Genomic DNA, 21752 nt, shown 5'->3' on the forward strand with positions numbered 1-21752 from the left:
ACCGCGGCGGGAAGACTGAACGCGCTGCATTCGTCGCTTACATCTTCACCATCGGTTCGTAACCGTAGGGGATGCGGTCGGAGGCAACAATAGTTTTGCCGAATGGGAAGCAAGTGACCGGTATCATCTTGAGATTTGCCCAGGCTAGCGGGATCCCAATAATCGTGACTGCTTGCGCGACCGCTGTGGTGACGTGACCAAGAGCTAACCACAGCCCAGCCACAAGGAACCACACGACGTTCGACAGCGCACCAAGCGGAGAGCTACCCGAGGTTGGTTGCACAACAGTGCGGCCAAATGGCCACAAGACGTAATTTGCGATGCGGAAGGCTGCTACCCCGGCCGGGATTGTGACCACAAAAATGCAAGCAATGATGCCAGCCAAGTAGTAGCTCAAGGACAGCCAGATTCCGCCGGTGATGACCCAAATGATGTTCAGGATGGTTTTCATGCCTCCAGCATATGGCTTCGCGCTCTTAGGCGACACGGGTGATCTAGAATATGTCTGTGGCTACCGATGACATTCGACTTTCTGATTCCGAGCGTTCTGTTGCGCTACAGGCTCTTGGCACTCACTTCGCCGAGGGGCGCATCGACATGACTGAGTTCAACGAGCGCACAGAGAAGGCAGCTACCGCACGAACGTTCAGCGAGTTGAAGGAACTGTTCGAAGACTTACCCGGCGGCGTCCCCTTCACTGTGGGAGCCACCGGGCTGCAAGCTCAGCTTCCGGCAGCTACTCCCCTAGCGGACATTGCCCCTGACGTGGCAGAACTGAATGATCTGAAGGCGCGTGGCAGGAAGATCCAGGTCCTCGATTTAGTTTTCACTGCCGTGGGGCTGACTGTATTTTTCGTCGGGATGGCTCTTGACTGGTCTTATTTTTGGGTAGCCATGTTGGCTGCCGGCGCAGGCATGGTGGGATCCCGTGCGCTGCTTCGCTTCGACGAACACGAAGAAAAGGCTTTTGAGTCGCTCGAAAAGGCAGAGGCGAAAGCAAAACAGCAGCGGCTTATCGACGCCGAAAAGCGCCTCCGCGAACTCGAAGGCTAGCCACGCAGCTGGCAGTTGGGGCACCACCACACAATTCTTTCGAGTTCATCCGGATCCCACTGCAATGAGTCTTTCAATATCGGAGTACCGCAACGCCGACATGGTTGGCCGTGCCGCCCAAAGACGTAGCTGTTTTCCCCAGCGCGTTTCACTCCGGTAGTCACCCGGATCGGCGAGTTTCGGTTCTCCCACATGACGCGCCGGGTGATAGCTAGGACTCGCGGCACGTCCACATGAGCTACTGGTGTACCGGGATGAATGCCAGCAAGGAAGCAGATTTCTGCTCGGTACTCGTTACCCACCCCAGCAAGGTTCTTCTGATCTAACAGCGCCGATCCGATGGGGCGTTCGGGCCGCGCAGCAATTCGACGTAGCGCTGCCATTTTCCCGTATTCTTCCCAATCGGGATAGAGGACATCGGGGCCGAGATACCCCATTTTTTCGGCGTAGCTACTGGCCGGAAATACTTCGACCAGTCCTAGTTCGAAACCAATGACTTCGATGGGCCGGGGCTCGTCCCGGAACTGCAGCACTACGCGGGCGAGGTGTCCCTGTTTCGGCCACTTATCCCCCAGGCGATGGATTGCCCAGGTTCCTTCCATCTTCAGGTGCGTGTGCAAAATATTCCCGCCGCTGAACTGCATGAATAAGTGTTTGCCATAAGGCCAGAGTCGCTGTACCCGCTCGCCGTCGAAGCGTGTCAGTGCCACGCTCGGTACGCGTAGAGACGTAGCGAGCACCTCCCTGCCTCGCAAGAACTGCAAGCGTTTGGAGAGTTGGTAAACGGAATCTCCCTCAGGCACCTATTGCCCCTTTCGATTGAATGGGTTCCCAAAGCTCAGTGGCGGTGGGTCCTCAGACCATTCGGAACGGTCTTCTTCATTGTCATCAAAGGACACGGCATCTTTCAGCGAGCGGCCACGCTGCGGTGCTTTCCTAGCAGCACCGCGATCTGCGGGTCTCCCACCGATTTTCAGGCCTTTGGGGGTGATGGTGGCACCGGCCTGTTTGAACTCTGCAACAAGATCGGATTCGAAAACGGACTCACCGTTGATTTTTTCGACGACGATGCGCTGGAGCCTGCCGCTAGCGATGCTGCTCGACAGCGCAATCACCACTCGTTCCACCAGTTGCACGGTGCTTTCGCCAATCCCATCCGGCAAGCTTTCAAAAAACAGGTTGAGAGTGCGGCCACCGCGGCTGAGCTGTGCAAGGAGGAGGCCGTCGACAAGCAACACGAGCGCGCCCGCAGACCGACTGGGCCGCAACTCAACGTCCGGCCACGGCAATGCTGCGCCATAAGGATTCGCGGGGTCAGTGGCGGCGAGCACATACATCAAGGGATCCTTCGCCCCTGAGGGCCAACCACTCAGGTCTGCACTATCGCCAAGGCCACGCAGCCTATCGACGATGGCTGGCGTGGAAAACTGCGCGGCTCCCAGGCCCTCGATAACATAACCCCGCAGTGCTTTGCCGTTTTCTTCGAAACGAGACAACACCTTATACGCCAAGGCGAAGCCCCCGAGGACATCCTCCGCGACAATCGAGCCACGCGTCACCACACCATAACGATCCAACCAGGCTTCACCGTGGGCAACAGACCGCGCCGTCGCCTCGTTGGAAGGCTGAACACTCAGGCTCCACCTGCCCAGCATGTCTGGCGGTACTCCCTGTTGTTGGCTCTGGGCAAAGGAGGTGCGCCCCATTCTTAGTCGTCCCCGGGTAGGGCGTCGCTGTGCACGATGTGCAGTTCCCTTGCTTCCTGCCCCGGAAAGCCTGGCGCGTAGTGCAGCGAAGCTATCCGGCGTCGCTAAGCCTTGGTCGACCAGCGACCACAACGCGTCCCGCAGTTCCGCGACTGGCACCTGGATCTCCGTGACCAAGTCCGCAAAGTAGAAACTACCACCGCGCCGAAGTATTTCTAGTATTTGTTCTTCGAGCGGAGAAAGCGCGGGTTCCTGCAGCTGCGGGGCCAATTCTGCCGCGTAGTCTGCAGGCAAAAGCATCACCCACGGATCCTTTGTTGCCGCAACACCCGCGCCCAGAATGCGAATCTCGCCAGAGGATGTCAGCTCATCTAGCAGCGCAGGGGCATAATCTGCCACGCGCGCAGGCAGCACAAGAGTCTCCCAGGCGCTGGCTGGAAGTCGCACCCCTGCTAGCTGCTCCAACACTTGAAATACCCCATCAGCGCCACTGAGCTCAGGCTGCTTGCCGACGGCCGCAACCCCCAACCATTCGGGTAAGAACCGCCCGAAAGTACTGGCGGAAACCGGCTCCGATTCGGCACGAGCCCGGGCCAAGCTGATCGACCGGATCCGCTTCAGCACTTCAACTGCGCAGTATTCGACCTCCACTACACTCGTGCGATAGTGCCCCTCCACCACCACTTTCTGCGCCAGGGCGGTCTGTACAGCTACTAGTGCAGTTGAATGCCCTAGGCCGAAAGTATTCGCCAATTCTGCCACTGTGAAGGGGCCACGACTTCGCGCAAAGCGGTGCACCAACTGGGCTAAGGCATCAGTGATGGGAGTGGATTGTGCTGAAACCCCAGCAGGCACGGGGATTCCTAGCGCATCGCGAAGCAAAGGCGCATCTATGCTCTGGGCAAGGTGTTCTTGGCCAGCGATACGCACCTGCATCACTCGATTTCCCAGGCTGCCTAGGGCGGATTCCAAGGGACGAGGAAAGCTCACATGCTGTTCCAAAGTTGCAAGGGGAATTGGGCCGATGAGGCGCAAAATGTCAGCCAGCTCTTCTGGGGTTCGCCCGCGTCGTTCTGGCGCTATGCGTTGTAGTCCGGCATGCACCTGCGCGATAACCTCTTGGTCGAGGAGTTCTCGCAGTTCAACGGTGCCGAGAAGCTTGGCTAAGAGGTTCGGATCAAGAGCCAACGCGGCGGCACGCTTTTCCGCGAGCGGAGAGTCCCCTTCGTACATGAACGCGCCCGTGTAGTTGAACAGCAGAGTCGAGGCGAACGGGCTCGGCTGCTCGGTGGTCACCTCTGCAATACGGATGTTCCGCAACCCGAGATCACGCTGCACTTGCTGCAGGGCGGGCAAGTCATAGACGTCTTGCAAGCACTCACGCACGGTTTCCAAGATGATGGGAAACGAGGGATACTTCCTAGCGACGTCGAGTAGCTGGGCTGCCCGTTGCCGTTGCTGCCACAGCGGAGCGCGCTTTCCCGGATTTCGACGTGGCAGCAGCAGACCACGGGCAGCGCATTCGCGGAACCTCGACGCAAACAAGGCGGAATTGCCCACCTGCTCGGTGACGATGTCCCGGATCTCCTCCGCGTCGAAGCTGAACAGCGCAGCACCAGGCTCTGAGTCCGACTCCGGCAACCGCAGTACAATCCCATCGTCTCCGGCAACTGCTTGGGCATCCATGCCGGTGTCCGCCGCAATACGAGCCCCTACAGCCAGTGCCCAAGCCGCATTTACTCCGCGACCAAAAGGCGTGTGCAACACTACCCGCCAGTCCCCCATCTCATCACGGAAGCGCTCTAAGAGCAGGGTCTTTTCATCTGGGACGAGCCCGGTCGCTGCTTCTTGTTCTTGTAGGAACTGGATGAGGTTGTTTCGCGCTCGCGCATCCAGCCCGATGTGGTCCAACACCGCGGCGTCGCGACGCACCTCCCGCCGGAACTCTCCGAGCGCAACACCAAGCTCAGCGGGGCGTCCCGCCTGGTCACCAGTCCAGAACGGCAGCCGCCCGGTGTGGCCCGGCGCGGGAGAAACCAAGACCTGGTCACGGGTAATGTCCTCGATGCGCCAACTCGTGGCGCCCAGGGTAAACACATCACCGACGCGGGATTCGTAGACCATTTCTTCGTCTAACTCACCCACCCGGCGTGGAGCTCGATCTTGCGTTGATCCTGTCAAAAAGACACCGAACATCCCACGATCCGGGATGGTGCCACCACTGGTCACCGCGACACGCTGCGCGCCAGGACGAGCTGAAAGAACTCCCGCAGCACGGTCGTACACTACCCGCGGGCGTAGCTCCGCGAAATCGGTAGATGGGTAACTGCCCGAAGCCAGATCGAGGACCGCATCAAAGACGTCACGCGCAAGGTCACGATAGGGGTAAGCCCGGCGCACGGTATCGAACCATTCCTCGACGTTGAGATCCTGCAAGACCGTAGCAGCGATGGTTTGTTGAAGTAAGACATCCAATGCATTCTGCGGAACTCGCAGCTCTTCAATGCGCCCCGCTCGCATCCGATCAACGGTCACCGCTGATTGGACGAGATCTGAGCGATGCTTAGGATAAAAGCTGCCCCGCGAGACAGCACCGACGGAGTGCCCTGCGCGGCCTACTCGTTGCAGACCAGAAGCTACGGAGGGCGGAGATTCGACTTGGATAACCAGATCGACCGCACCCATATCGATGCCCAACTCCAGCGAGGAGGTTGCGATAACGCATTTGAGTTCGCCAGCTTTGAGGGCCGTTTCAGTTCGATTTCTTTCCTCTTTGGACACTGACCCGTGATGGGCTCGCGCGATGACGACGGGAGCTTTCCCCGCGACGTCAACGGACTTCATCAACTGGGCCGGGTTGCGTCGCAGTTCAGGAGACAAGGCTGCCGGATCTTGCTCTAAGGCGTACAACTCATTAAGGCGAGAGGTGAGACGCTCAGCGGTGCGCCGAGAGTTGACGAATACCAGCGTCGAATGCGCCGCCATCACTTCCGCGTAGAGCTCTTCCTCGATGAAAGGCCAAATGGACTTTTGCTGTGGCAACGCCGATTCCTGCGCTGGAGTCGCCCCGCCGAACCCGTATGGGTCATCAAGCACTGCTTCCCCAATCGGTGAACCTTGCTCAGCAGTCGGTAAATCGGAGAGATCAGCTACCGGAACGTGAATATCCAGCTGCCATTGTTTAGAACTCTCCGGCGCAACCAGCGCAACGGGACGAGATCCCCCTAGAAACGCAGCCACCCGCTCAAGCGGCCGGACTGTAGCTGAAAGACCGATGCGTTGGAACTCCCCTGCCAGCGCCGCGAGCCTTTCTAAAGAAAGTGCCAAATGCACTCCACGCTTTGTGCCCGCCATGGCATGGATTTCATCAATGATGACGGTGTCTACCTGGTCGAGGATCGTAGCAGCCTTAGAAGTCAGCATCAGATATAGCGATTCCGGCGTCGTGATGAGGATGTCCGGTGGCTGTCGCAATTGTCGGTTGCGCTCTGCGGCCGGGGTATCTCCTGAGCGCACACCAACCGACACTGTTGGCTCCGCAAACCCGAGCCGAGCTGCCACCCGCGAAATGCCCACAAGCGGCGCCCGGAGATTGTTTTCCACGTCCACTCCCAGGGCTTTGAGCGGAGAAATATAAAGCACTTTGACTTTGGCATTGCTGCGGGAAGATGTGTAAGGGGCGTCGATAAGCGCCGGCAAAGGGGGCTGCTCAGGTTCTTCCACGAGCGCATTAATCGCCCACAGAAACGCCGCCAAGGTTTTACCGGAACCAGTCGGTGCCACGACCAGGGCATGCGATCCTGCGGAGATTTCCTGCCAAGCTTGCTCTTGAACTGCCGTGGGAGCTGCGAATACGTCCTCGAACCACGTCCTCACTTGCGGGCGGAAGCGATCAAGGATGGTGGATGTCATGCTTCCATGTAACCAAACAACTACCATGAAAAGCATGACTGCTTCGATTGATGACTCCCGCCTCACGTACCGACTCGCCCTGGGAACAGGTGAGATTTTGAAAGGTGTCCGTGGCGTGGGACTACTGCGCGACCGCGCGCTCGGCGACGCTGGCGATGAACTCGCGCAAAACTGGATTGCCCGTGTTATTGCACAGCACCGGCCAGAAGACGGCGTCTTGTCGGAGGAGGCCGCCGATGATCAATCCCGTCTCAGCAAAGAGCGCGTCTGGATCATTGACCCGCTGGATGGCACCAAAGAGTTCGCCGGTGGTCGCCAGGACTGGGCTGTTCACATTGCGCTCGTGGAAAACGGCCAGCCGATCCACGCCGCCGTCGGACTGCCTGACCTGGGAGTTGTCTTCAGCGCCGAAGAGACCAAGGCTGTGATGGGGCCGATGTCCCACAAGATCGTTGTCTCCCGTAACCGCGCCCCAAAGGTTGCGCAGCACATCGCTGATTCTATGGGCTTTGAACTCAGCCCTATGGGATCTGCTGGAGCCAAGGCAATGCACGTTCTCCTCGGCGACTCCGATGCTTATGTCCACGCCGGCGGTCAATACGAGTGGGACTCTGCCGCGCCTGTGGGTGTCGCACGGGCGGCAGGGCTGCACTGTTCTCGCTTGAATGGCGATGAGCTGACCTACAACAACCGCGATACCTACATGCCGGATTTGCTGGTTTGTCGCCCGGAGCTGGCTGAAGACATCATTAGCCATGCAACGGCCTACCTGGAAAGCCATGGTTCCTACTAGCCGCTTAGCGACGGCTTTGCGCCCGGCGTTTGCGGAACTCGCAGACCCGGAGCGCGCTGCTGGCCAGCAGCGCTACTTGAAGACCACCGAAGCGATGGTCGGGCTGGTGACAGCGGATCTCAGGCGCTTGGTCAATATCCACGCCTTAGCAGTGCTGGGGCCCGCCCCCTCGGACGCGGAACTGATCGCTGAAGTCAGCGCGCTGTGGACTGGAGCCCAAACTCGTGACGAGCGCCGAAGCGCTATTTTCACCCTGACTATCCCCCGGTATTGCAGCACCCTTTCATTGGCTGTGATGCCGCTGATCAAGCAGATCGTCACCGAAGGCGCTTGGTGGGACCTAGTGGACGCCGTGGTGAAAGTACAGTCTTTTTTGCGTGCTCGGTTTCCCGAGGAGTCTGCAAGAGTAATGCGCCTTTGGGCCGTGGATAAGAACATGTGGGTGCGCAGGTACGCGATTATCCACCAATTACAAGCCCGCGATTCGCTGGATACAGCACTACTTACGCAGTGTATTGAGCCGAATCTGCACGACCGTGAGTTTTTCATCGCCAAAGCTATCGGCTGGGCATTGCGCGACTACGCGCGGGCAAACCCAGAGTGGGTGCGCGAATTTGTGAGCTCACATGAACTGCAACCGCTTTCCAAGCGCGAGGCTCTCAAGCACCTCTAGTACCTTGCAGTGTCGCGGATCCAAAGTAGGCCCACTTGCAGGCCTTCGGTTACGCTATGAGGCATGATCGCCACTCCATATGAAGACTTGTTGGCCAAGATCCTCGCCGAAGGTTCTAAGAAATCGGACCGCACCGGAACCGGCACCACGAGCCTGTTCGGACAGCAGATTCGCTTTAACCTGGCCGATGAATTCCCACTGATCACCACAAAGAAGGTGTACTGGAAGGGAGTTGTCGGAGAACTGCTGTGGTTCTTACAGGGCAGTTCTAACGTGAAATGGCTGCAAGACAACAACATCCGCATTTGGGATGAATGGGCTGCAGCGGACGGCGAACTAGGGCCGGTATATGGTGTCCAGTGGCGTTCTTGGCCTACTCCTAATGGTGGCCATGTGGACCAGATTTCCGGCGCCTTGGAGATGCTGAAGAGCAATCCGGATTCCCGCCGCAATATTGTTTCCGCATGGAATGTGTCGGAATTGGAGAACATGGCTCTGCCACCGTGTCACTTGTTGTTCCAGTTCTACGTGGCAGAGGGCAAACTGTCTTGTCAGCTGTACCAGCGCTCTGCAGATATGTTCCTTGGTGTGCCGTTTAATATCGCTTCTTATTCTCTGCTTACCCACATGTTCGCGCAGCAAGCAGGCTTAGAGGTGGGCGAGTTTATTTGGACGGGTGGTGATTGCCACATCTATGACAACCACGTCGAGCAGGTGCGCACCCAGCTTTCGCGTGAGCCACGCCCCTACCCGCAGCTTCGTTTGTCCAAGGCAGCGTCTCTCTTCGACTACACCTTTGCAGACTGTCAGCTGGAGGGCTACGATCCGCACCCGGCAATTAAGGGCGCGGTGGCAGTCTAGTGCTGCAGGCCATTTGGGCACAGTCACGCGACGGTGTGATCGGCGATGGCGTCGATATGCCTTGGCATCTGCCGGAGGATCTGGCACATTTCAAGCACACGACTATGGGGCAGCCGGTGATTATGGGCCGGGCCACGTGGGAGTCAATCCCGGAGAAGTTTCGTCCCTTGCCTGGCCGCGAGAACTATGTGCTGTCCCATCGTACTCCCGGCCAGTGGTCCGCAGGGGCCACTGTAATCCAGGAAATCCCAGCCATTGATGCCTGGATCATGGGAGGCGGTCGGGTTTACGCCGATACGTTGACTCAGGTACAGCGGGCCGTGATCACCGAGGTGGATGCTGAGTTAGCGGGAATACCGCACGCAGTGTTCGCGCCTCCGCTCACGGGCTTCACGCTTGTCGACGCCACTGACTGGCAGACATCGCAGGCCGGCCACCTGCTAGGCGATCCAAACAAGGAATCCGTGCGCTATCGTTTCTTGTACTACGAAAGGACTTAAACCATGGAACACATCACGTTGTACACCACCGAATGGTGCCCCTTCTGCCAGCGTCTTGTTAAGGCTTTGAATCGTACCGAGACGCCCTTCACGAGGATCGATGTTGAGGAAGATGCTGAAGCCGCATCCTGGGTAGAGTCCGTCAACGACGGTAACCGTGTTGTGCCAACCGTGAAGTATTCCGATGGCACCTACGCCACTAATCCGCCAGCCTCGGAGGTCCGCCGGAAGCTTGAGGAACTCTCCTCCTAGCGACGCTGCCGAGAAATTCCTATTGCCGCAGCAGATAGATGTCCATGATCCAGCCGTTTTGGGCGCGTAAAGCGGCCTTTTCGGCTGCTAACTGCTCCCCGATCTCGGAGACTAGCCCTGAACGCAGGACTTGTTTCTCGGTGCCAAGGTAGGCTCCCCACCAAATGTGAGCCTCCGATACGTCGAGCCAGGCGGCTCCCCCGTCAAGCATCACGACGGCATTAGTAATGGGACCTTCAAGCAGGGCTCTTCCCGTAGTGATTCGGATATCCTCGCCTATCCGGTTGATGAGTAATCCATGTTCAGCGCAAAGAGACTGTACGGCCGTTATACCTGGGGTGACTCTTAGCGTCGCTTCCAGACCAAGTCCACGCATCCGCTCGATGATGCGAAGCGTTGAGTCGTACAACGAGGGGTCCCCCCAGACCAGAAAAGCAACGGTGCCGGAGGCCGGCATGGCGTCAATAAGCAGCTGAGCCCGCGCCTGATGCCAGCGTTCCACCTCAGCTTTATAGTCAACTGGGTTTCGATCCCGCTCTGGATCCGCGACGGTGATGAGCGGAGTGCCAAGAGCATGAGCATCAATGATCTGCTGCCGCAGCATGAGCAGATCCGATTTGGTGTCGCCCTTGTCCAGAGCAAGCACCGCGTCAGAGTTTTGCAAGGCTTCAATAGCTTGCAGGGTGAGGTGTTTCGGATTCCCGGCGCCGATGCCAATGACTTCAATGTGCTGCATGATTCCTATCTAACACGCAAAAAAGGCGCCACCAAAAATGGTGGCGCCGCGATTAACTAGATGAGGCTATTCGTCTTCGTCAGCGAAGAGCACCGCCATCTCATGTGGCGACAAACCGCTAACCATGTTGGTGAACTGCGCAGAGAAAACCTGCTGCAGGAACATATCGCAAGCGGCAGAAAGCTGCTTGGAATCATACTTGTTCAGCAGCAAGAGGCGCTTGGTGGTGCCGTCTTCCAAAATCTCCTCAATAGCGAGTGCAGGAACGTCGTTCTTGGTGACAACGTGTACCTGGATGTTGCGACGGTTAACATCGGTAAAGGTTGGCTTGAGTTCGGCCATGGCGAACACCTGTCTCTTCTAAGTTGCGAATAAGTCTCTTTATATAGCCTAGGCGGGATTACCCCTCTTTCGCTCGCAAACTCGTATTTTTGTCCCCCAAACGTGTCCCCCTGCCCGGTTATTTGGCTTCGCGGACGCGTAGGCTAAACTTTTGGAGTCAATTCAATTGCCCTCGTAGCTCAGTGGATAGAGCACGGCTCTCCTAAAGCCGGTGTCGGAGGTTCGATTCCTCTCGGGGGCACTTTTAACCCCGCCGACCAGTAATCTACTGGCGGCGGGTTTCTTGTTTTCATTAGGCGCTAGCGATGTGACCCGTACCCCATTGCGGTCCCCCTCGCCCAAATCCTTAAATCCTTGCTATTGTGACAATTGTTTTACAAAATAACTCATGAGTTCACAATTACCTCTGGAGTAGTATGTCTTCCCAACTGTCTCGTCGCTCGTTCTTGGAAGCTGGCTTCAAAGCTGGCGCGCTTGCCGCTGTTGCCCCGCTTGCGCTTAATGCCGTCGCAAAGCTGCCGCAAGCTCATGCACTCAGCGCGCCGATCGGCACCGTTATTGACTATTCCGGTGGCGTTCCTGATGCGAAGGCAGTGCAAGCGCAGGGCCACCTAGGTGCTGTCCGATACGTTTCCGAGGCACGCCCAGACGCGGCGAGCTGGATGAAGGGCAAGCCAGTAAAAATTGCCGAAACCAAGGCCTTTGCCGCCGCAGGCCTCGAGGTAGCATCCGTGTACCAATTCGGGCGCGCATCGAACGCCGATTGGCTGCAAGGCGCTGCGGGAGCCGCACTGCACGCACCCCAAGCCATAGCACTTCATTCTGCCGCGGGCGGAGCAACCGGACGACCAATCTACGTCGCTATCGACGACAACCCGTCTCGTGAGCAGTACGACGGCCAGATCCGTCCCTACCTGCAGGCATTCAAATCGGCCCTAGAATCCGCAGGCCTAAAGCTCGGTGTGTACGGTAACTACAACACCATCGAATGGGCAGTTCAGGATGGCCTGGGAGAGTTCTTCTGGATGCACGACTGGGGCTCCGACGGCCGTATCCATCCCCGCACCACGATTCATCAAAAATCGGGTTGGAAGGAAACCATCAACGGTATCGAAGTGGACGTCAACAATGTCTACGCGCACGACTGGGGCCAATGGAAGCCCGGCTATGGCCCTTCCCCGACACCAGAGACGATCCCAGCCATCCCTAACACCGATCAGCTCTCCGCTTTGCTGCCAGCCGATCTAAAGGGCGTGCAGTTGCCCAGCCAGCAACAAATCAACGATGCCATCGCCCTAGTCAACCAAGTACGAGGCATCGCATCTAGCTAGGGTGCAGCGAGCGCCGGCCCTAGCTGGCGTTCCACTAGCGCAGTGAGGTCCTCCGCACTGCCCATTACGGCGGCGGCTGCCACATAGTCGTCGCCGAAACTAATGGAGGAATGCAACATCAGGTCATCGGACCATCCCCATTTTGTCCCCTCGGCCCTTGGCAGCACCGAGGTACCAAAATTTTGCGCATACCCATCCGCGGCAACCTCATGCTTCTCCCGCATCGCGGCCAAAATTGGGGAATCCGGATCCCGCTGCAATTTAATCCGGATAAACTTCACCGCGTCATAGGTCGACGTCACGCTATTTCCCCACAGTTCCGCGTCATGGGTGGACCACAGGCCGTAGTGCGCTACCGTGGTGGCGATAGACTCCGGATACTTGGCATAGAGCGTGTCCGCAGCATAGTCGTCTGAATCTGAGATCATGATTCTTGCCAGGTCTTTATCATCTTCGTTATCCTGCGCCAGCACGAAGTCAGCGATGTAAAGCTTGATCAGGCTGAGTGCGGGACGTGGGAAACGTTCGTTGGCACTGCCGGTATGGGTGCCGTCGGATAGCCGCTCAAAGCTCAACTGCGCTCCGCCGGGAAAACCCGTAATATCTGCCACTTGTTCGGGCGAAAGGTAGTCATTATCGGCTTCTGGCAGTGCGATCGCAGGCGCTGCAGTGCTTGCCGACGCCCGTTCCGGCGCTTCCGCGGACGCTGCGCAGCCCGCTAAGCAGGCCACCACCCCAGATACCATCAGCACCGGCAACGGATGCACAATAGCGCGAAAAAGCATAGAAAGCAGTGTAGCCCGGGTGCAAGCCATAGCTTGCATCCGGGCTGTCACGCTTGTAGCGATTGCTTAGTGGTCGACGGGGGCTTCCACGCCAACACCGGTGAGGGAACGAACTTCCATCTCAGCCTGCAGGTCATCCATGTTGTCTGGCTTGCCTACCAACGTGCCGATGATGCCGCCGATAAAGCCCATCGGGATGGAAACGATGCCTGGGTTAGCCAATGGGAACCATGCGAAGTCCGCATTCGGGAACATCGCGGTGGCAGAACCAGAAACCGCTGGGGAAAACACGATCAACACCAGTGCGGAAACGAGGCCAGAGTAAATCGCAACCACTGCACCAGTGGTGTTGAACTTCTTCCAGTACAACGAGTACAAGATGGTTGGCAGGTTCGCGGACGCTGCAATAGCGAAGGCGAGGGCAACCAGGAAGGCCACGTTCTGACTCATGGCCAGGATACCGAGGACAATCGCGACGACGCCGATGACAACCACGGTGATGCGGGAGACGCGCACCTGCTCTTCTTCCGTGGATTGACCGTTGCGGATGATGGAGTGGTAGACGTCATGTGCAACAGAGGCGGAGGCGGTAATTGCCAGGCCGGCGACCACTGCGAGAACAGTAGCGAAGGCAATTGCGGAGATGATCGCCATAAAGAAGGAACCACCGAGTTCCAGCGCCAGCAGCGGCGCTGCCGCGTTCGCGCCACCTGGCGCGGCCTTGATGCGATCAGGTCCAACCAGCGCAGCTGCACCATAGCCGAGGACCAGGGTCATCAGGTAAAAAGCGCCGATGAGGATGATCGCCCAAGTCACAGACTTACGGGCTTCCTTAGCGGTCGGCACGGTGTAGAAGCGCATCAGCACGTGTGGCAGGCCTGCAGTACCCAGCACCAGTGCCAGGCCCAAGGACACGAAGTCGAGCTTGGAAATCTCCGTCTTGCCGTACTTCATACCCGGCTTGAGCAGTGCCTCATTGCCGTCGTGAGCGGCAACTGCCTTGGTGAATAGCTCAGAGAAGCCGCCCTTGACGGCCACGAACACCAATCCGGTCATGATGACCACGGTTCCAACAAGAAGAACTGCCTTGATCATCTGCACGTAAGTAGTGCCCTTCATGCCACCGATGAGCACGTAGGCGATCATGATGATGCCAACAATCACAACGATAATCGCCTGTTCAGTCTTACCGTGCAGGTTCAGCAGCACGGCGACGAGGGAACCGGCGCCCGCCATCTGAGCGATGAGGTAGAACAGCGACACAAAGAGGGTACCCATTGCTGCAGCCATGCGGACTGGCTTTTGCTTCAGGCGGAAGGACAGCACATCAGCCATGGTGAATTTGCCAACGTTTCGCAGTGGCTCAGCCACCAGCAGGAGGGCTACCAGCCATGCGACAAAGAATCCGATGGAGTACAAGAATCCGTCGTAGCCGGTTACCGCAATCGCTCCAACGATTCCCAGGAAGGAAGCTGCTGACAGGTAGTCACCTGCGATAGCGAGGCCATTCTGGGTGCCGGTAAAGGAAGCGCCACCGGTGTAGAAATCGGAAGCTTCAGACGTCTTTTTGCCTACGCGCATCACAATTGCCATGGTGACGACAATGAAGATAACAAAGACGATGATGTTTAGAACTGGGTTGCCGGTATTCGACTCGGCCGCCAGAAGGTAAGAGTTGTTCATCCCGTTACCTAGCCTTCCATTGCTTGACGAATCGCGGCAGCGCGCGGCTCGATATTCTTATTGGCAAACTTGATGTAGATCCAGGTGATCAAGAAGGTAGTCAAGAACTGCAGCAATCCGAGAATGATGCCCAGGTTGACGTTGCCGAAGATGATCTTTCCCATGAGGTCTGGCATGTACGTTGCGACCAGTACATAACCGATGAACCATACGAAAAAGACGATGGACATTGGGAACGTAAAGCTACGGAAAGTCGAGCGTAGTTCTTGGAACTGGGGGCTTGACTGCATGGCGCGAAACTCCGCTGCCGTCGGTTCACGGCGGATTGGGGCGTGAGGACTTGTGCTCATTGAAGAAGTCATCTCGCTTTCTCTATTGATTGCTGAAAAGTCACTACGGTCGTGACTCACAGGGCAAGGGTTTGCAACTGTGCGTATGGTCACAATTTCCGCATGCATGAAAAGTTACCCAGCTCACATTGCAATTGCGAAGCAGTTGGCAAAAATATTTGCTTCACAACTTCACACCCACCCCCAAGAACGCCCCTCAACAGCGGATATGAATGAAAGAAAAGTACCCCCATATTCACACAGTTTTCCGTTTTGCAAAGGTTGTTAATGCTGTAGACATGGCAAAATTTGGCTTCACAAGTGCCACAAAAGCCAATCTTGCGTTGCCCTACTTAACCGATCGGCGACGCTCCACAGCGCTGAAGACCACACGCATAATTTCGATACTGCCAGCTCCGATGGCACCTACTACCACGGCGTCGATAAGCAGCGTGCTATTCCCGGCATCAAGCAGTAACCAATGAGAGATCTGTGGCAGCAAGAAGATGAGCACATACGCGGCGCAACCCGTCCCCAGCAGGATTAGCTTCCACCAATTCCACGGTCGCGCCACAACCCCCAGGACCCACATCGCCATGATGAGAAGAACTGCCAGCGTGGCCGTCGATACCTGGCGATGTTCCACCCCACCAAGCTCGCTTGGATAGTGCAATAGCCAGAATCCAATGGTGAACACTGCGATAAGCAGGCCAAAAGGAATGGCCAACCACAGCACACGTCGCACGAAACCTGTCCGGGCCCGCTCCGCGTTCGGTCCGAGCGAAAGCACGAAGGCCGGAATTCCGATCGTAAACCAGCCAATCATGGTCACATGGATGGGCTGGAAGGGATAAGACAACCCTGCACAGGCCATGAACGCCGCGACCAGAACCGAGTAAATCGTCTTAGTCAAAAATAGGTTGGCTACTCGCTCAATGTTGCCAATTACTCGTCGTCCTTCTACAACAACGTGTGGCAAAGTAGCGAATTTATTGTCAAGCAGTACTACCTGCGCTACCGAGCGACTAGCAGGCGCTCCGGTCCCCATGGCAACGCCAATATCCGCAGCCTTAAGAGCCAGCACATCATTGACGCCGTCCCCCGTCATTGCCACCGTGTGCCCTGCCACCTGCAGCGCCTCCACCATTTCTTTCTTCTGCTCTGGAGTAACGCGACCAAACACGGAGGCGCCGGTCACCTTTTCCATCGTATTTTCTGGCGTTAAGGACCGCGCATCCACCACCTCGCCATCGATGCCCACCTGCCGCGCCACGGCCGCCACCGACACCGCGTTATCGCCCGAAATCACTTTGACATTCACATTTTCATGCTCGAAAAAGTCCAGGGTTTCGGCCGCATCAGCACGCACCTTTTGTTGCAGCGTTATCAGCGCTACTGGCCGAGGATCACTCACAGTGGCAGATAGCTCCGCCACACTAGCGAGCAAAAGTACACGCATCCCCTGTTCCGACAACGACTGCACTTTATGCAGCACATCCTCCGCCGTAGTGACCATGTCTGGGGCACCGATTACCCAGGAGCCTTCCTCCCCGAGCGCGACACCCGACCATTTTCGCGTTGAGTCGAAGGGCTCGACACGAGTAACTGACGGGGCGGCGTATCCGGCAAGGGATTCCCCGATAGCTTGCATCGTGTCATTGGGATGCTTGTCAGCTGAAACCATCGCGGCCAGCACCCGTTTCACCTGTTCAAGCTCGGCGTTTCCCCCACCACTAGCGAGCATATCGACGTCCACCAGCTCCATTCGGTTTTCCGTCAACGTTCCCGTCTTATCTACGCAAACGACGTCGACACGCGCTAGCGCCTCGATGGCGGCAAGCTCGTTAACCAAAGCCCCACGTCGGCCGAGCCGCACAACGCCGACTGCGAAGGCAATCGAGGTCATCAGCACCAGCCCTTCTGGGACCATAGGCACAAGGGCTGCAACCATGGCCAGGATGGCATCGTTGAGCGGCGCCTCGGTGCGCCCAAGTTGAGTCCAAATGGTAAGCGCACCGGTGGGAATCATCAGCCAGCCGATGAACTTCAAAATCCTATCGATGCCTCGCTGCAGCTCCGAATCAGTTAGAGAGAAAGACCCCGCAGCAGCAATGAGCTTCGCCGCATAGGCATCAGAGCCGATCGCGGTCGCTTGGTAGGTCCCCGAACCAGCGACAACGAACGATCCGGAGAGTAGCTGGTCACCGACCGTCTTCAGTACCGGCTTGGATTCGCCGGTCAACATAGACTCATCGATTTTAAGTTCAATGGCGGATCGGACGACGCCATCAACAACGAGCTGCTCCCCCGCACCGAGCTCCACTAATTCATCTATTACCAAGCTATCCTGCGGAAGGGGACACAAACTCCCTTCCCGGATGACTCGAGGCTGGCTTTCATTCAGAATTGTGAGGCGGTCGAGCGTACGCTTTGCCCGCACCTCTTGAATGATTCCGATCGCAGAGTTTGCAAGGATGAGCAGCCCGAAGGCACCGTTGATCCAGCTACCGGTGAACATTACGATGCCGAACAGGATCCCCAAAATGGCATTGATCCTGGTAAACACGTTCGCGCGTACGATTTCCCCTACGGTGCGCCCAGTTTTGCGAACCACTTTGTTAGTGGCGCCGCGGGCGAGACGTTCAGCTACTTCAGCCTGATTCAGGCCGTTGGGGGAGGTCACATAGCTCATGGGAGCTTAGTCTAGTTGGCTAACGCGCCTTAAATTCCGGAGCCCGTTTCTCGCTGCGAGCAGCTCGGGCTTCCTTCGCATCCTCACTGTTCCAGGCAGCCCGGTAATCCTCTTGTTGCTTCACAGAGAGATCGAAACCGAAGCCTTCATCATTGAGGACACTCTTGAGCTGGCGCATGGATAGCGGCGCATTGCCAGAAACCTCGTGCGCAAAATCAAGTGCTGCAGCTGAGTCTCCCTGCACGTGCACATAGCCGACATTGTGTGCCTGCTGCGCATCAATTCGTTGTGCGGCAAGCAGCAAGCCGCGGGCCACAGAGCCTCCTAACAAAGACACAGCTCGGCGAATAGTCCAGTTGTCCAGCGCAAACCCGAGCTTGGCTGGCGGGACGGCAAACCACGCATCCGGGCCAACAACACGCAGGTCACACGCCAAGGATAGTTGGGCTCCGGCCCCGATTGCAGGGCCTTGAATATCTGCAATCACCGGCACTGGGCAGTGCAAAAGTGAGGTCAGCATGTGCTGCAGTGCGGCAAGGAAACCATCCCCGTAGACACCACCGCCTTCGCCGCTCAGATCGGCGCCGGCGCAAAAGGCACGCCCCTCGCCTCGGATGAGTACCGCACGAATTGGGGCTTCATCTTCTAGGGTGATGTGATTGACGGCATCAGCAATGGCCATGCATAGTTCGGTGTTTAAGGCGTTGCGCTTTTCATCACGATCAATCGTTAGGATGAGAACCTTCCCATCAGCTTCCTGCCTCAGACTACTCATTTAGTGTTCTCCTACTGGCTCTGGGAAATGTAGCGGATCGCCACCAATACGAGCTATTCCAGCGCTGACATCAAGCTGGGTGATCGCCTGCATCTGTTCTTGGGAAAGCTGGAAGTCAAAGACCTCAAAATTTTGGGCGATACGCTCGGCGTTCTTTGAGCGCGGAATAACCATATTTCCTAGCTGCAACTGCCATCGCAGGATTACTTGGGCATTGCTCTTGCCCAATGTGCGTCCAATCTCAGAGATTTCCGGCAAATCGAGCACTTTTCCAGAACCGAGCGGAGACCAGGCGGCAGTCACAATGCCATGTTCCTGGTGATATTGACGTAGTTCCGGTTGGGAAAACCCAGGATGTAGCTCAATTTGGTTACACACCGGGGTGATGCCAGTTTCTTGTACAAGAGTGTCCAGCACCTCAGGATAAAAGTTGGAAACCCCGATGGATTGCACCCTCCCCATCCCCTGCATTTTGGCCATGGCTTGGAAAGACTCAACGAAGAGCCCTGCAGTAGCCCACGGCCAGTGAATCAAATAGAGATCCAAGTACTCCAGCCCCAGACGTTCCAGAGACTGGTTGAAGGCAACACTCGTTTGCTCTCCTTGCTGGTTATGCCACAGTTTCGAAGTCACAAACAGTTCGTCTCGGGTAACGTCGCCTGCCTTAATAGCGTCCCTGATGGCTTTTCCCACCGCTTCTTCATTTTGGTAGATCGCCGCAGTATCAATATGGCGATAACCAACCTCAATTGCAGCGCGGACCGCGGCTTCAGCTTCCTCCTCGCGGAGCTGCCAGGTACCTAATCCAAATTGTGGAAATTCTGTGCCGTCTCGAAAGCTAAGGGTGGGGTTCTCAGTGGCGCTAGTCATAACTTCCATTAAACGCAATTTGCCGTCACCCCGCAGGGAAACCGCAGCTAAGCATGGATATACATCCTTTAAACATTCCAACCCTTGACAAACTGTTGTGTTTATACAACACTTACTTGCGTGAGCCCAGCAAAGAAACCTACAAAACCAATCTTCAATAGAATCCGACTGTTACGTACCGAGCGCAACCTCAGTAGGGCGCAGCTTGCCGACGCCATTGGCGTCAATGTACAGACCATCGGCGCCCTCGAGCGCAGCGACCACTACCCCAGCCTCGATCTAGCACTGAATCTCTCCGAGACTTTCGGCTTGCCAATCGAAGCAATATTCTCTCGCACCGAATTCACCCCCCTCTCAACCCAAATCTACGCAGGAGACCAGTAATGAAACTCGAAACTTTTCACAAACAACAGGAACAGAACTCCCGCATGCTTCGTGGATGGCGAACGCAAAAGCGACGCCGGCTGCTAGTGTCAGGCTTCCTCGTACTCGCGGCGCTCACCGCAATCTCGGCACTGCTCATCCCAGCCAGCCCCAAGTATCTGCTCGCTATTGTGTCCGGATTCGGCGCACTCGCAATTTTGTGGACCATCATCCGTATCACCATCGATTCCGAGGACATGGCCCCCCTCGCGGCGCTCGATGAATACCAGTTCGCCCGCTTGGAAGCCTACCGAGCTTTCGCTTTCAAGCTCTACGGCTTCTTCGCATCGCTCATCGCATTTATCTTGATCTTCGGCTCGATGATGTGGGACAGCATCGCTGCCGATTCTTGGTCCCCCACGCGCGTGGGGGTATCCCTCGGCTACCTGCTACTGCTAGTCACTTTGACCGTTGGCGGTTATCCGGCACTCGCTCTCGCCTGGAACAAGTCCGACGAGGACTAGCCACCCCCGGAAGCTCCGGCAGCCCCAAATCCGATCATGGGCGAATGTGGGTTTGGTAACTTGAAACCCATGACCCGCACGAGCGCACATGATCTCATTTCTCAAGTCCTTGACCAGGATTCTTTCATCAGCTGGGACACTCCACCCGCGTACGGCGACATCTCCGAGGATTACCGCGCTGCCCTCGCCCGGGCACGTGAGAGAAGTGGCTGCGACGAATCGGTTATCACTGGTGAGGGCAGGATCGCAGGACGACGGGTTGCAACCATCCTCTCCGAATTCGGCTTCCTCGGCGGTTCGATTGGCGCGGCCACAGCCCGTCGCATTATCGACGGCATCCATCGAGCCACCGCCGAAGGTCTCCCGTTATTGATTTCCCCATCCTCAGGCGGAACTCGCATGCAGGAAGGATCCCCTGCTTTTGCGCTCATGGTGTCTATTACCACCGCTGTGTATCGGCATAAAGATCAGCACTTGCCGTTCTTGGTTTACCTGCGCAACCCCACCACCGGTGGTGTCATGGCCTCCTGGGGGTCGGCAGGCCACTTCACCTTCGCGGAACCTGGCGCTCTGCTCGGATTCCTCGGTCCGCGCGTTGTTGAACTCACTACTGGTGTGCCCATGCCGGAAGGGGTGCAAAGCGGTGAGAACCTGGCAAAATGTGGTGTCATCGACGGGGTAGTTTCCCCCGAAAAGCTCCGCGAAGCCGTGATGAAGATCCATGAGGTGCTGTTGTCCGATGTGGCGACTTCGCAACCGGAGTTGCCCGCCGTCGAAAAGCACGCAATGCACTCAGCGTGGGAAGCAATTGTGCGCACCCGCCGCCCCGAGCGACCGGGCATGCGAGACATCGTGAAGAAGCTGCGTGCCAAGTTAATTATGCTATCCGGCAGTGGTGATGGCCGACGCTCTCCCGCTGTAACGGTTGCGCTCGCGCAAATTGACGGACGGCCAGTAGTCATCATTGGACAAGACCGTCATGAGCAGCCTCCGATCGGCGAGTTTCCCCTCGGAACCGAAGCACTAAGAATCGCCCGCCGCGGCATCGATCTAGCGCACCAACTACAGCTTCCACTTGTCAGCATCATCGACACGCCTGGGGCTGAGCTTTCCCAGTACGCAGAGGAACACGCGATGGCAGGCTCCATCGCACGAACGCTTGGCGAGCTCGTGGACCTCGATGTTCCCACCGTGTCCATCATCCTCGGCCAGGGCTGCGGTGGCGGAGCACTTGCGATGCTCCCTTCTGATCGGGTCCTGGCAGCCAGCAATGCCTGGCTCTCTCCCCTGCCCCCGGAAGGGGCTTCCGCCATCATCTACCGTGACACGGAACACGCGGCACAAATGATGGAGGAACAGGACGTCTCCGCAGCTGCACTGCTGCGGGCGGGCATAGTGGACGGCATAATTCCCGAGGTCACAGACGCTGCTGACGAACCAGAGGCCTTCATTGACCGCGTTCTGACCACGATCAGCCACACATTGTGGGAACTTGATCACTTTCCACAGCGGGTAGGCCGCGAACAGCGCTTTAAACACTACGAAAAGCTAGCTCAACTGCAGTAACCTAAG

Annotated in this window: 21 protein-coding genes and 1 tRNA gene; 11 read left to right on the forward strand and 11 right to left on the reverse strand. The window is 57.2% G+C overall.

From position 1 onward, the window contains the following. Positions 1-37: 37 nt before the first annotated feature. Positions 38-451 (reverse strand): YccF domain-containing protein, encoded by a 414-nt coding sequence (locus WG915_RS03170; RefSeq protein WP_339563908.1) that lies wholly within the window; start codon positions 449-451, stop codon positions 38-40. Positions 452-507: 56 nt separating this feature from the next. On the opposite strand from WG915_RS03170, the gene WG915_RS03175 reads away from it, so the two are divergent. Continuing rightward, on the forward strand, positions 508-1053 hold the full coding sequence (locus WG915_RS03175; RefSeq protein WP_339563909.1) for a DUF1707 SHOCT-like domain-containing protein: 546 nt from the start codon (positions 508-510) through the stop codon (positions 1051-1053). Here WG915_RS03175 and WG915_RS03180 read toward each other — a convergent pair. Both WG915_RS03180 and WG915_RS03185 read right to left on the reverse strand, forming a co-directional pair. Further along, the gene (locus tag WG915_RS03180) at positions 1050-1856 is read right to left on the reverse strand and encodes a DNA-formamidopyrimidine glycosylase family protein (protein WP_339563910.1); all 807 of its coding nucleotides are present in this window, start codon (positions 1854-1856) and stop codon (positions 1050-1052) included. The genes WG915_RS03175 and WG915_RS03180 overlap by 4 nt on opposite strands. After that, positions 1857-6671 (reverse strand): ATP-dependent helicase, encoded by a 4815-nt coding sequence (locus WG915_RS03185; protein WP_339563911.1) that lies wholly within the window; start codon positions 6669-6671, stop codon positions 1857-1859. A gap of 34 nt (positions 6672-6705) precedes the next feature. Between WG915_RS03185 and WG915_RS03190 the strand changes: the two genes are divergently transcribed. The 5 genes from WG915_RS03190 (at position 6706) to WG915_RS03210 (ending at position 9750) form a co-directional block, all read left to right on the forward strand. Then, on the forward strand, positions 6706-7464 hold the full coding sequence (locus WG915_RS03190; protein ID WP_339563912.1) for a 3'(2'),5'-bisphosphate nucleotidase CysQ: 759 nt from the start codon (positions 6706-6708) through the stop codon (positions 7462-7464). After that, positions 7451-8137: a DNA alkylation repair protein gene (locus WG915_RS03195; RefSeq protein ID WP_339563913.1), complete on the forward strand. Its 687-nt coding sequence runs from the start codon at positions 7451-7453 to the stop codon at positions 8135-8137. Before WG915_RS03190 ends, WG915_RS03195 begins: the two co-directional genes overlap by 14 nt. 63 nt (positions 8138-8200) lie before the next feature. Beyond that, positions 8201-8998, forward strand: a complete 798-nt coding sequence (locus WG915_RS03200) for a thymidylate synthase (RefSeq protein WP_339563914.1) — start codon at positions 8201-8203, stop codon at positions 8996-8998. Then, a complete protein-coding gene (locus WG915_RS03205) occupies positions 8998-9498 on the forward strand; it encodes a dihydrofolate reductase (RefSeq protein ID WP_339563915.1) in 501 nt (166 codons plus the stop codon). Before WG915_RS03200 ends, WG915_RS03205 begins: the two co-directional genes overlap by 1 nt. Positions 9499-9501: 3 nt before the next feature. Then, positions 9502-9750 carry a mycoredoxin gene (locus WG915_RS03210; RefSeq protein ID WP_339563916.1) on the forward strand — a complete coding sequence of 83 codons (249 nt, stop codon included), beginning with the start codon at positions 9502-9504 and terminating at the stop codon, positions 9748-9750. Between the two features lie 19 nt (positions 9751-9769). On the opposite strand, the gene cobF is transcribed toward WG915_RS03210, so the two are convergent. Both cobF and WG915_RS03220 read right to left on the reverse strand, forming a co-directional pair. After that, the gene (gene cobF, locus WG915_RS03215) at positions 9770-10486 is read right to left on the reverse strand and encodes a precorrin-6A synthase (deacetylating) (protein WP_339563917.1); all 717 of its coding nucleotides are present in this window, start codon (positions 10484-10486) and stop codon (positions 9770-9772) included. 66 nt (positions 10487-10552) lie between these two features. Beyond that, positions 10553-10828: a hypothetical protein gene (locus WG915_RS03220; protein ID WP_339563918.1), complete on the reverse strand. Its 276-nt coding sequence runs from the start codon at positions 10826-10828 to the stop codon at positions 10553-10555. Positions 10829-10996: 168 nt separating this feature from the next. On the opposite strand from WG915_RS03220, the gene WG915_RS03225 reads away from it, so the two are divergent. Both WG915_RS03225 and WG915_RS03230 read left to right on the forward strand, forming a co-directional pair. Next, positions 10997-11069 (forward strand) — tRNA-Arg (locus WG915_RS03225). Positions 11070-11244: 175 nt separating this feature from the next. Continuing rightward, a complete protein-coding gene (locus WG915_RS03230; protein ID WP_339563919.1) occupies positions 11245-12159 on the forward strand; it encodes a DUF1906 domain-containing protein in 915 nt (304 codons plus the stop codon). Here WG915_RS03230 and WG915_RS03235 read toward each other — a convergent pair. The 6 genes from WG915_RS03235 to WG915_RS03260 form a co-directional block, all read right to left on the reverse strand. Then, positions 12156-12944 (reverse strand): hypothetical protein, encoded by a 789-nt coding sequence (locus tag WG915_RS03235; RefSeq protein WP_339563920.1) that lies wholly within the window; start codon positions 12942-12944, stop codon positions 12156-12158. The two genes, WG915_RS03230 and WG915_RS03235, sit on opposite strands and share 4 nt — an antisense overlap. 66 nt (positions 12945-13010) lie before the next feature. After that, positions 13011-14627 (reverse strand): solute symporter family protein, encoded by a 1617-nt coding sequence (locus WG915_RS03240; protein WP_339563921.1) that lies wholly within the window; start codon positions 14625-14627, stop codon positions 13011-13013. Between the two features lie 8 nt (positions 14628-14635). Further along, positions 14636-14977: a DUF485 domain-containing protein gene (locus WG915_RS03245; protein WP_339563922.1), complete on the reverse strand. Its 342-nt coding sequence runs from the start codon at positions 14975-14977 to the stop codon at positions 14636-14638. 328 nt (positions 14978-15305) lie between these two features. Continuing rightward, positions 15306-17648 carry an HAD-IC family P-type ATPase gene (locus tag WG915_RS03250; RefSeq protein ID WP_339563923.1) on the reverse strand — a complete coding sequence of 781 codons (2343 nt, stop codon included), beginning with the start codon at positions 17646-17648 and terminating at the stop codon, positions 15306-15308. Positions 17649-17667: 19 nt separating this feature from the next. Next, positions 17668-18423, reverse strand: a complete 756-nt coding sequence (locus WG915_RS03255; protein ID WP_339563924.1) for an enoyl-CoA hydratase — start codon at positions 18421-18423, stop codon at positions 17668-17670. Continuing rightward, positions 18424-19293: an aldo/keto reductase gene (locus WG915_RS03260; RefSeq protein WP_339563925.1), complete on the reverse strand. Its 870-nt coding sequence runs from the start codon at positions 19291-19293 to the stop codon at positions 18424-18426. Between the two features lie 120 nt (positions 19294-19413). Here WG915_RS03260 and WG915_RS03265 point away from each other — a divergent pair, with 120 nt between their 5' ends. From WG915_RS03265 to WG915_RS03275, 3 genes are all read left to right on the forward strand, one after another. Then, a complete protein-coding gene (locus WG915_RS03265; protein ID WP_339563926.1) occupies positions 19414-19677 on the forward strand; it encodes a helix-turn-helix transcriptional regulator in 264 nt (87 codons plus the stop codon). Beyond that, entirely contained in the window at positions 19677-20180 is a 504-nt protein-coding gene (locus tag WG915_RS03270; protein ID WP_339563927.1) for a hypothetical protein, read from the forward strand. The genes WG915_RS03265 and WG915_RS03270 overlap by 1 nt, the downstream gene beginning before the upstream one ends. Positions 20181-20249: 69 nt before the next feature. Continuing rightward, entirely contained in the window at positions 20250-21746 is a 1497-nt protein-coding gene (locus tag WG915_RS03275) for a carboxyl transferase domain-containing protein (protein WP_339563928.1), read from the forward strand. Positions 21747-21752 lie beyond the last annotated feature (6 nt).

It is taken from the genome of Corynebacterium sp. H128, assembly GCF_037482625.1.
In the GTDB taxonomy this organism is placed as follows: domain Bacteria; phylum Actinomycetota; class Actinomycetes; order Mycobacteriales; family Mycobacteriaceae; genus Corynebacterium.

What these genes read in the sequence shown, in the direction of transcription:
- cobF (WP_339563917.1), bottom strand. Translation starts at nt 10,486, where the DNA reads ATGCAGCACATTGAAGTCATTGGCATCGGCGCCGGGAATCCGAAACAC.
- WG915_RS03250 (WP_339563923.1), bottom strand. Translation starts at nt 17,648, where the DNA reads ATGAGCTATGTGACCTCCCCCAACGGCCTGAATCAGGCTGAAGTAGCT.
- WG915_RS03235 (WP_339563920.1), bottom strand. Translation starts at nt 12,944, where the DNA reads ATGCTTTTTCGCGCTATTGTGCATCCGTTGCCGGTGCTGATGGTATCT.
- WG915_RS03230 (WP_339563919.1), top strand. Translation starts at nt 11,245, where the DNA reads ATGTCTTCCCAACTGTCTCGTCGCTCGTTCTTGGAAGCTGGCTTCAAA.
- WG915_RS03170 (WP_339563908.1), bottom strand. Translation starts at nt 451, where the DNA reads ATGAAAACCATCCTGAACATCATTTGGGTCATCACCGGCGGAATCTGG.
- WG915_RS03245 (WP_339563922.1), bottom strand. Translation starts at nt 14,977, where the DNA reads ATGAGCACAAGTCCTCACGCCCCAATCCGCCGTGAACCGACGGCAGCG.
- WG915_RS03195 (WP_339563913.1), top strand. Translation starts at nt 7,451, where the DNA reads ATGGTTCCTACTAGCCGCTTAGCGACGGCTTTGCGCCCGGCGTTTGCG.
- WG915_RS03240 (WP_339563921.1), bottom strand. Translation starts at nt 14,627, where the DNA reads ATGAACAACTCTTACCTTCTGGCGGCCGAGTCGAATACCGGCAACCCA.
- WG915_RS03270 (WP_339563927.1), top strand. Translation starts at nt 19,677, where the DNA reads ATGAAACTCGAAACTTTTCACAAACAACAGGAACAGAACTCCCGCATG.
- WG915_RS03210 (WP_339563916.1), top strand. Translation starts at nt 9,502, where the DNA reads ATGGAACACATCACGTTGTACACCACCGAATGGTGCCCCTTCTGCCAG.
- WG915_RS03220 (WP_339563918.1), bottom strand. Translation starts at nt 10,828, where the DNA reads ATGGCCGAACTCAAGCCAACCTTTACCGATGTTAACCGTCGCAACATC.
- WG915_RS03185 (WP_339563911.1), bottom strand. Translation starts at nt 6,671, where the DNA reads ATGACATCCACCATCCTTGATCGCTTCCGCCCGCAAGTGAGGACGTGG.
- WG915_RS03275 (WP_339563928.1), top strand. Translation starts at nt 20,250, where the DNA reads ATGACCCGCACGAGCGCACATGATCTCATTTCTCAAGTCCTTGACCAG.
- WG915_RS03255 (WP_339563924.1), bottom strand. Translation starts at nt 18,423, where the DNA reads ATGAGTAGTCTGAGGCAGGAAGCTGATGGGAAGGTTCTCATCCTAACG.
- WG915_RS03190 (WP_339563912.1), top strand. Translation starts at nt 6,706, where the DNA reads ATGACTGCTTCGATTGATGACTCCCGCCTCACGTACCGACTCGCCCTG.
- WG915_RS03200 (WP_339563914.1), top strand. Translation starts at nt 8,201, where the DNA reads ATGATCGCCACTCCATATGAAGACTTGTTGGCCAAGATCCTCGCCGAA.
- WG915_RS03260 (WP_339563925.1), bottom strand. Translation starts at nt 19,293, where the DNA reads ATGACTAGCGCCACTGAGAACCCCACCCTTAGCTTTCGAGACGGCACA.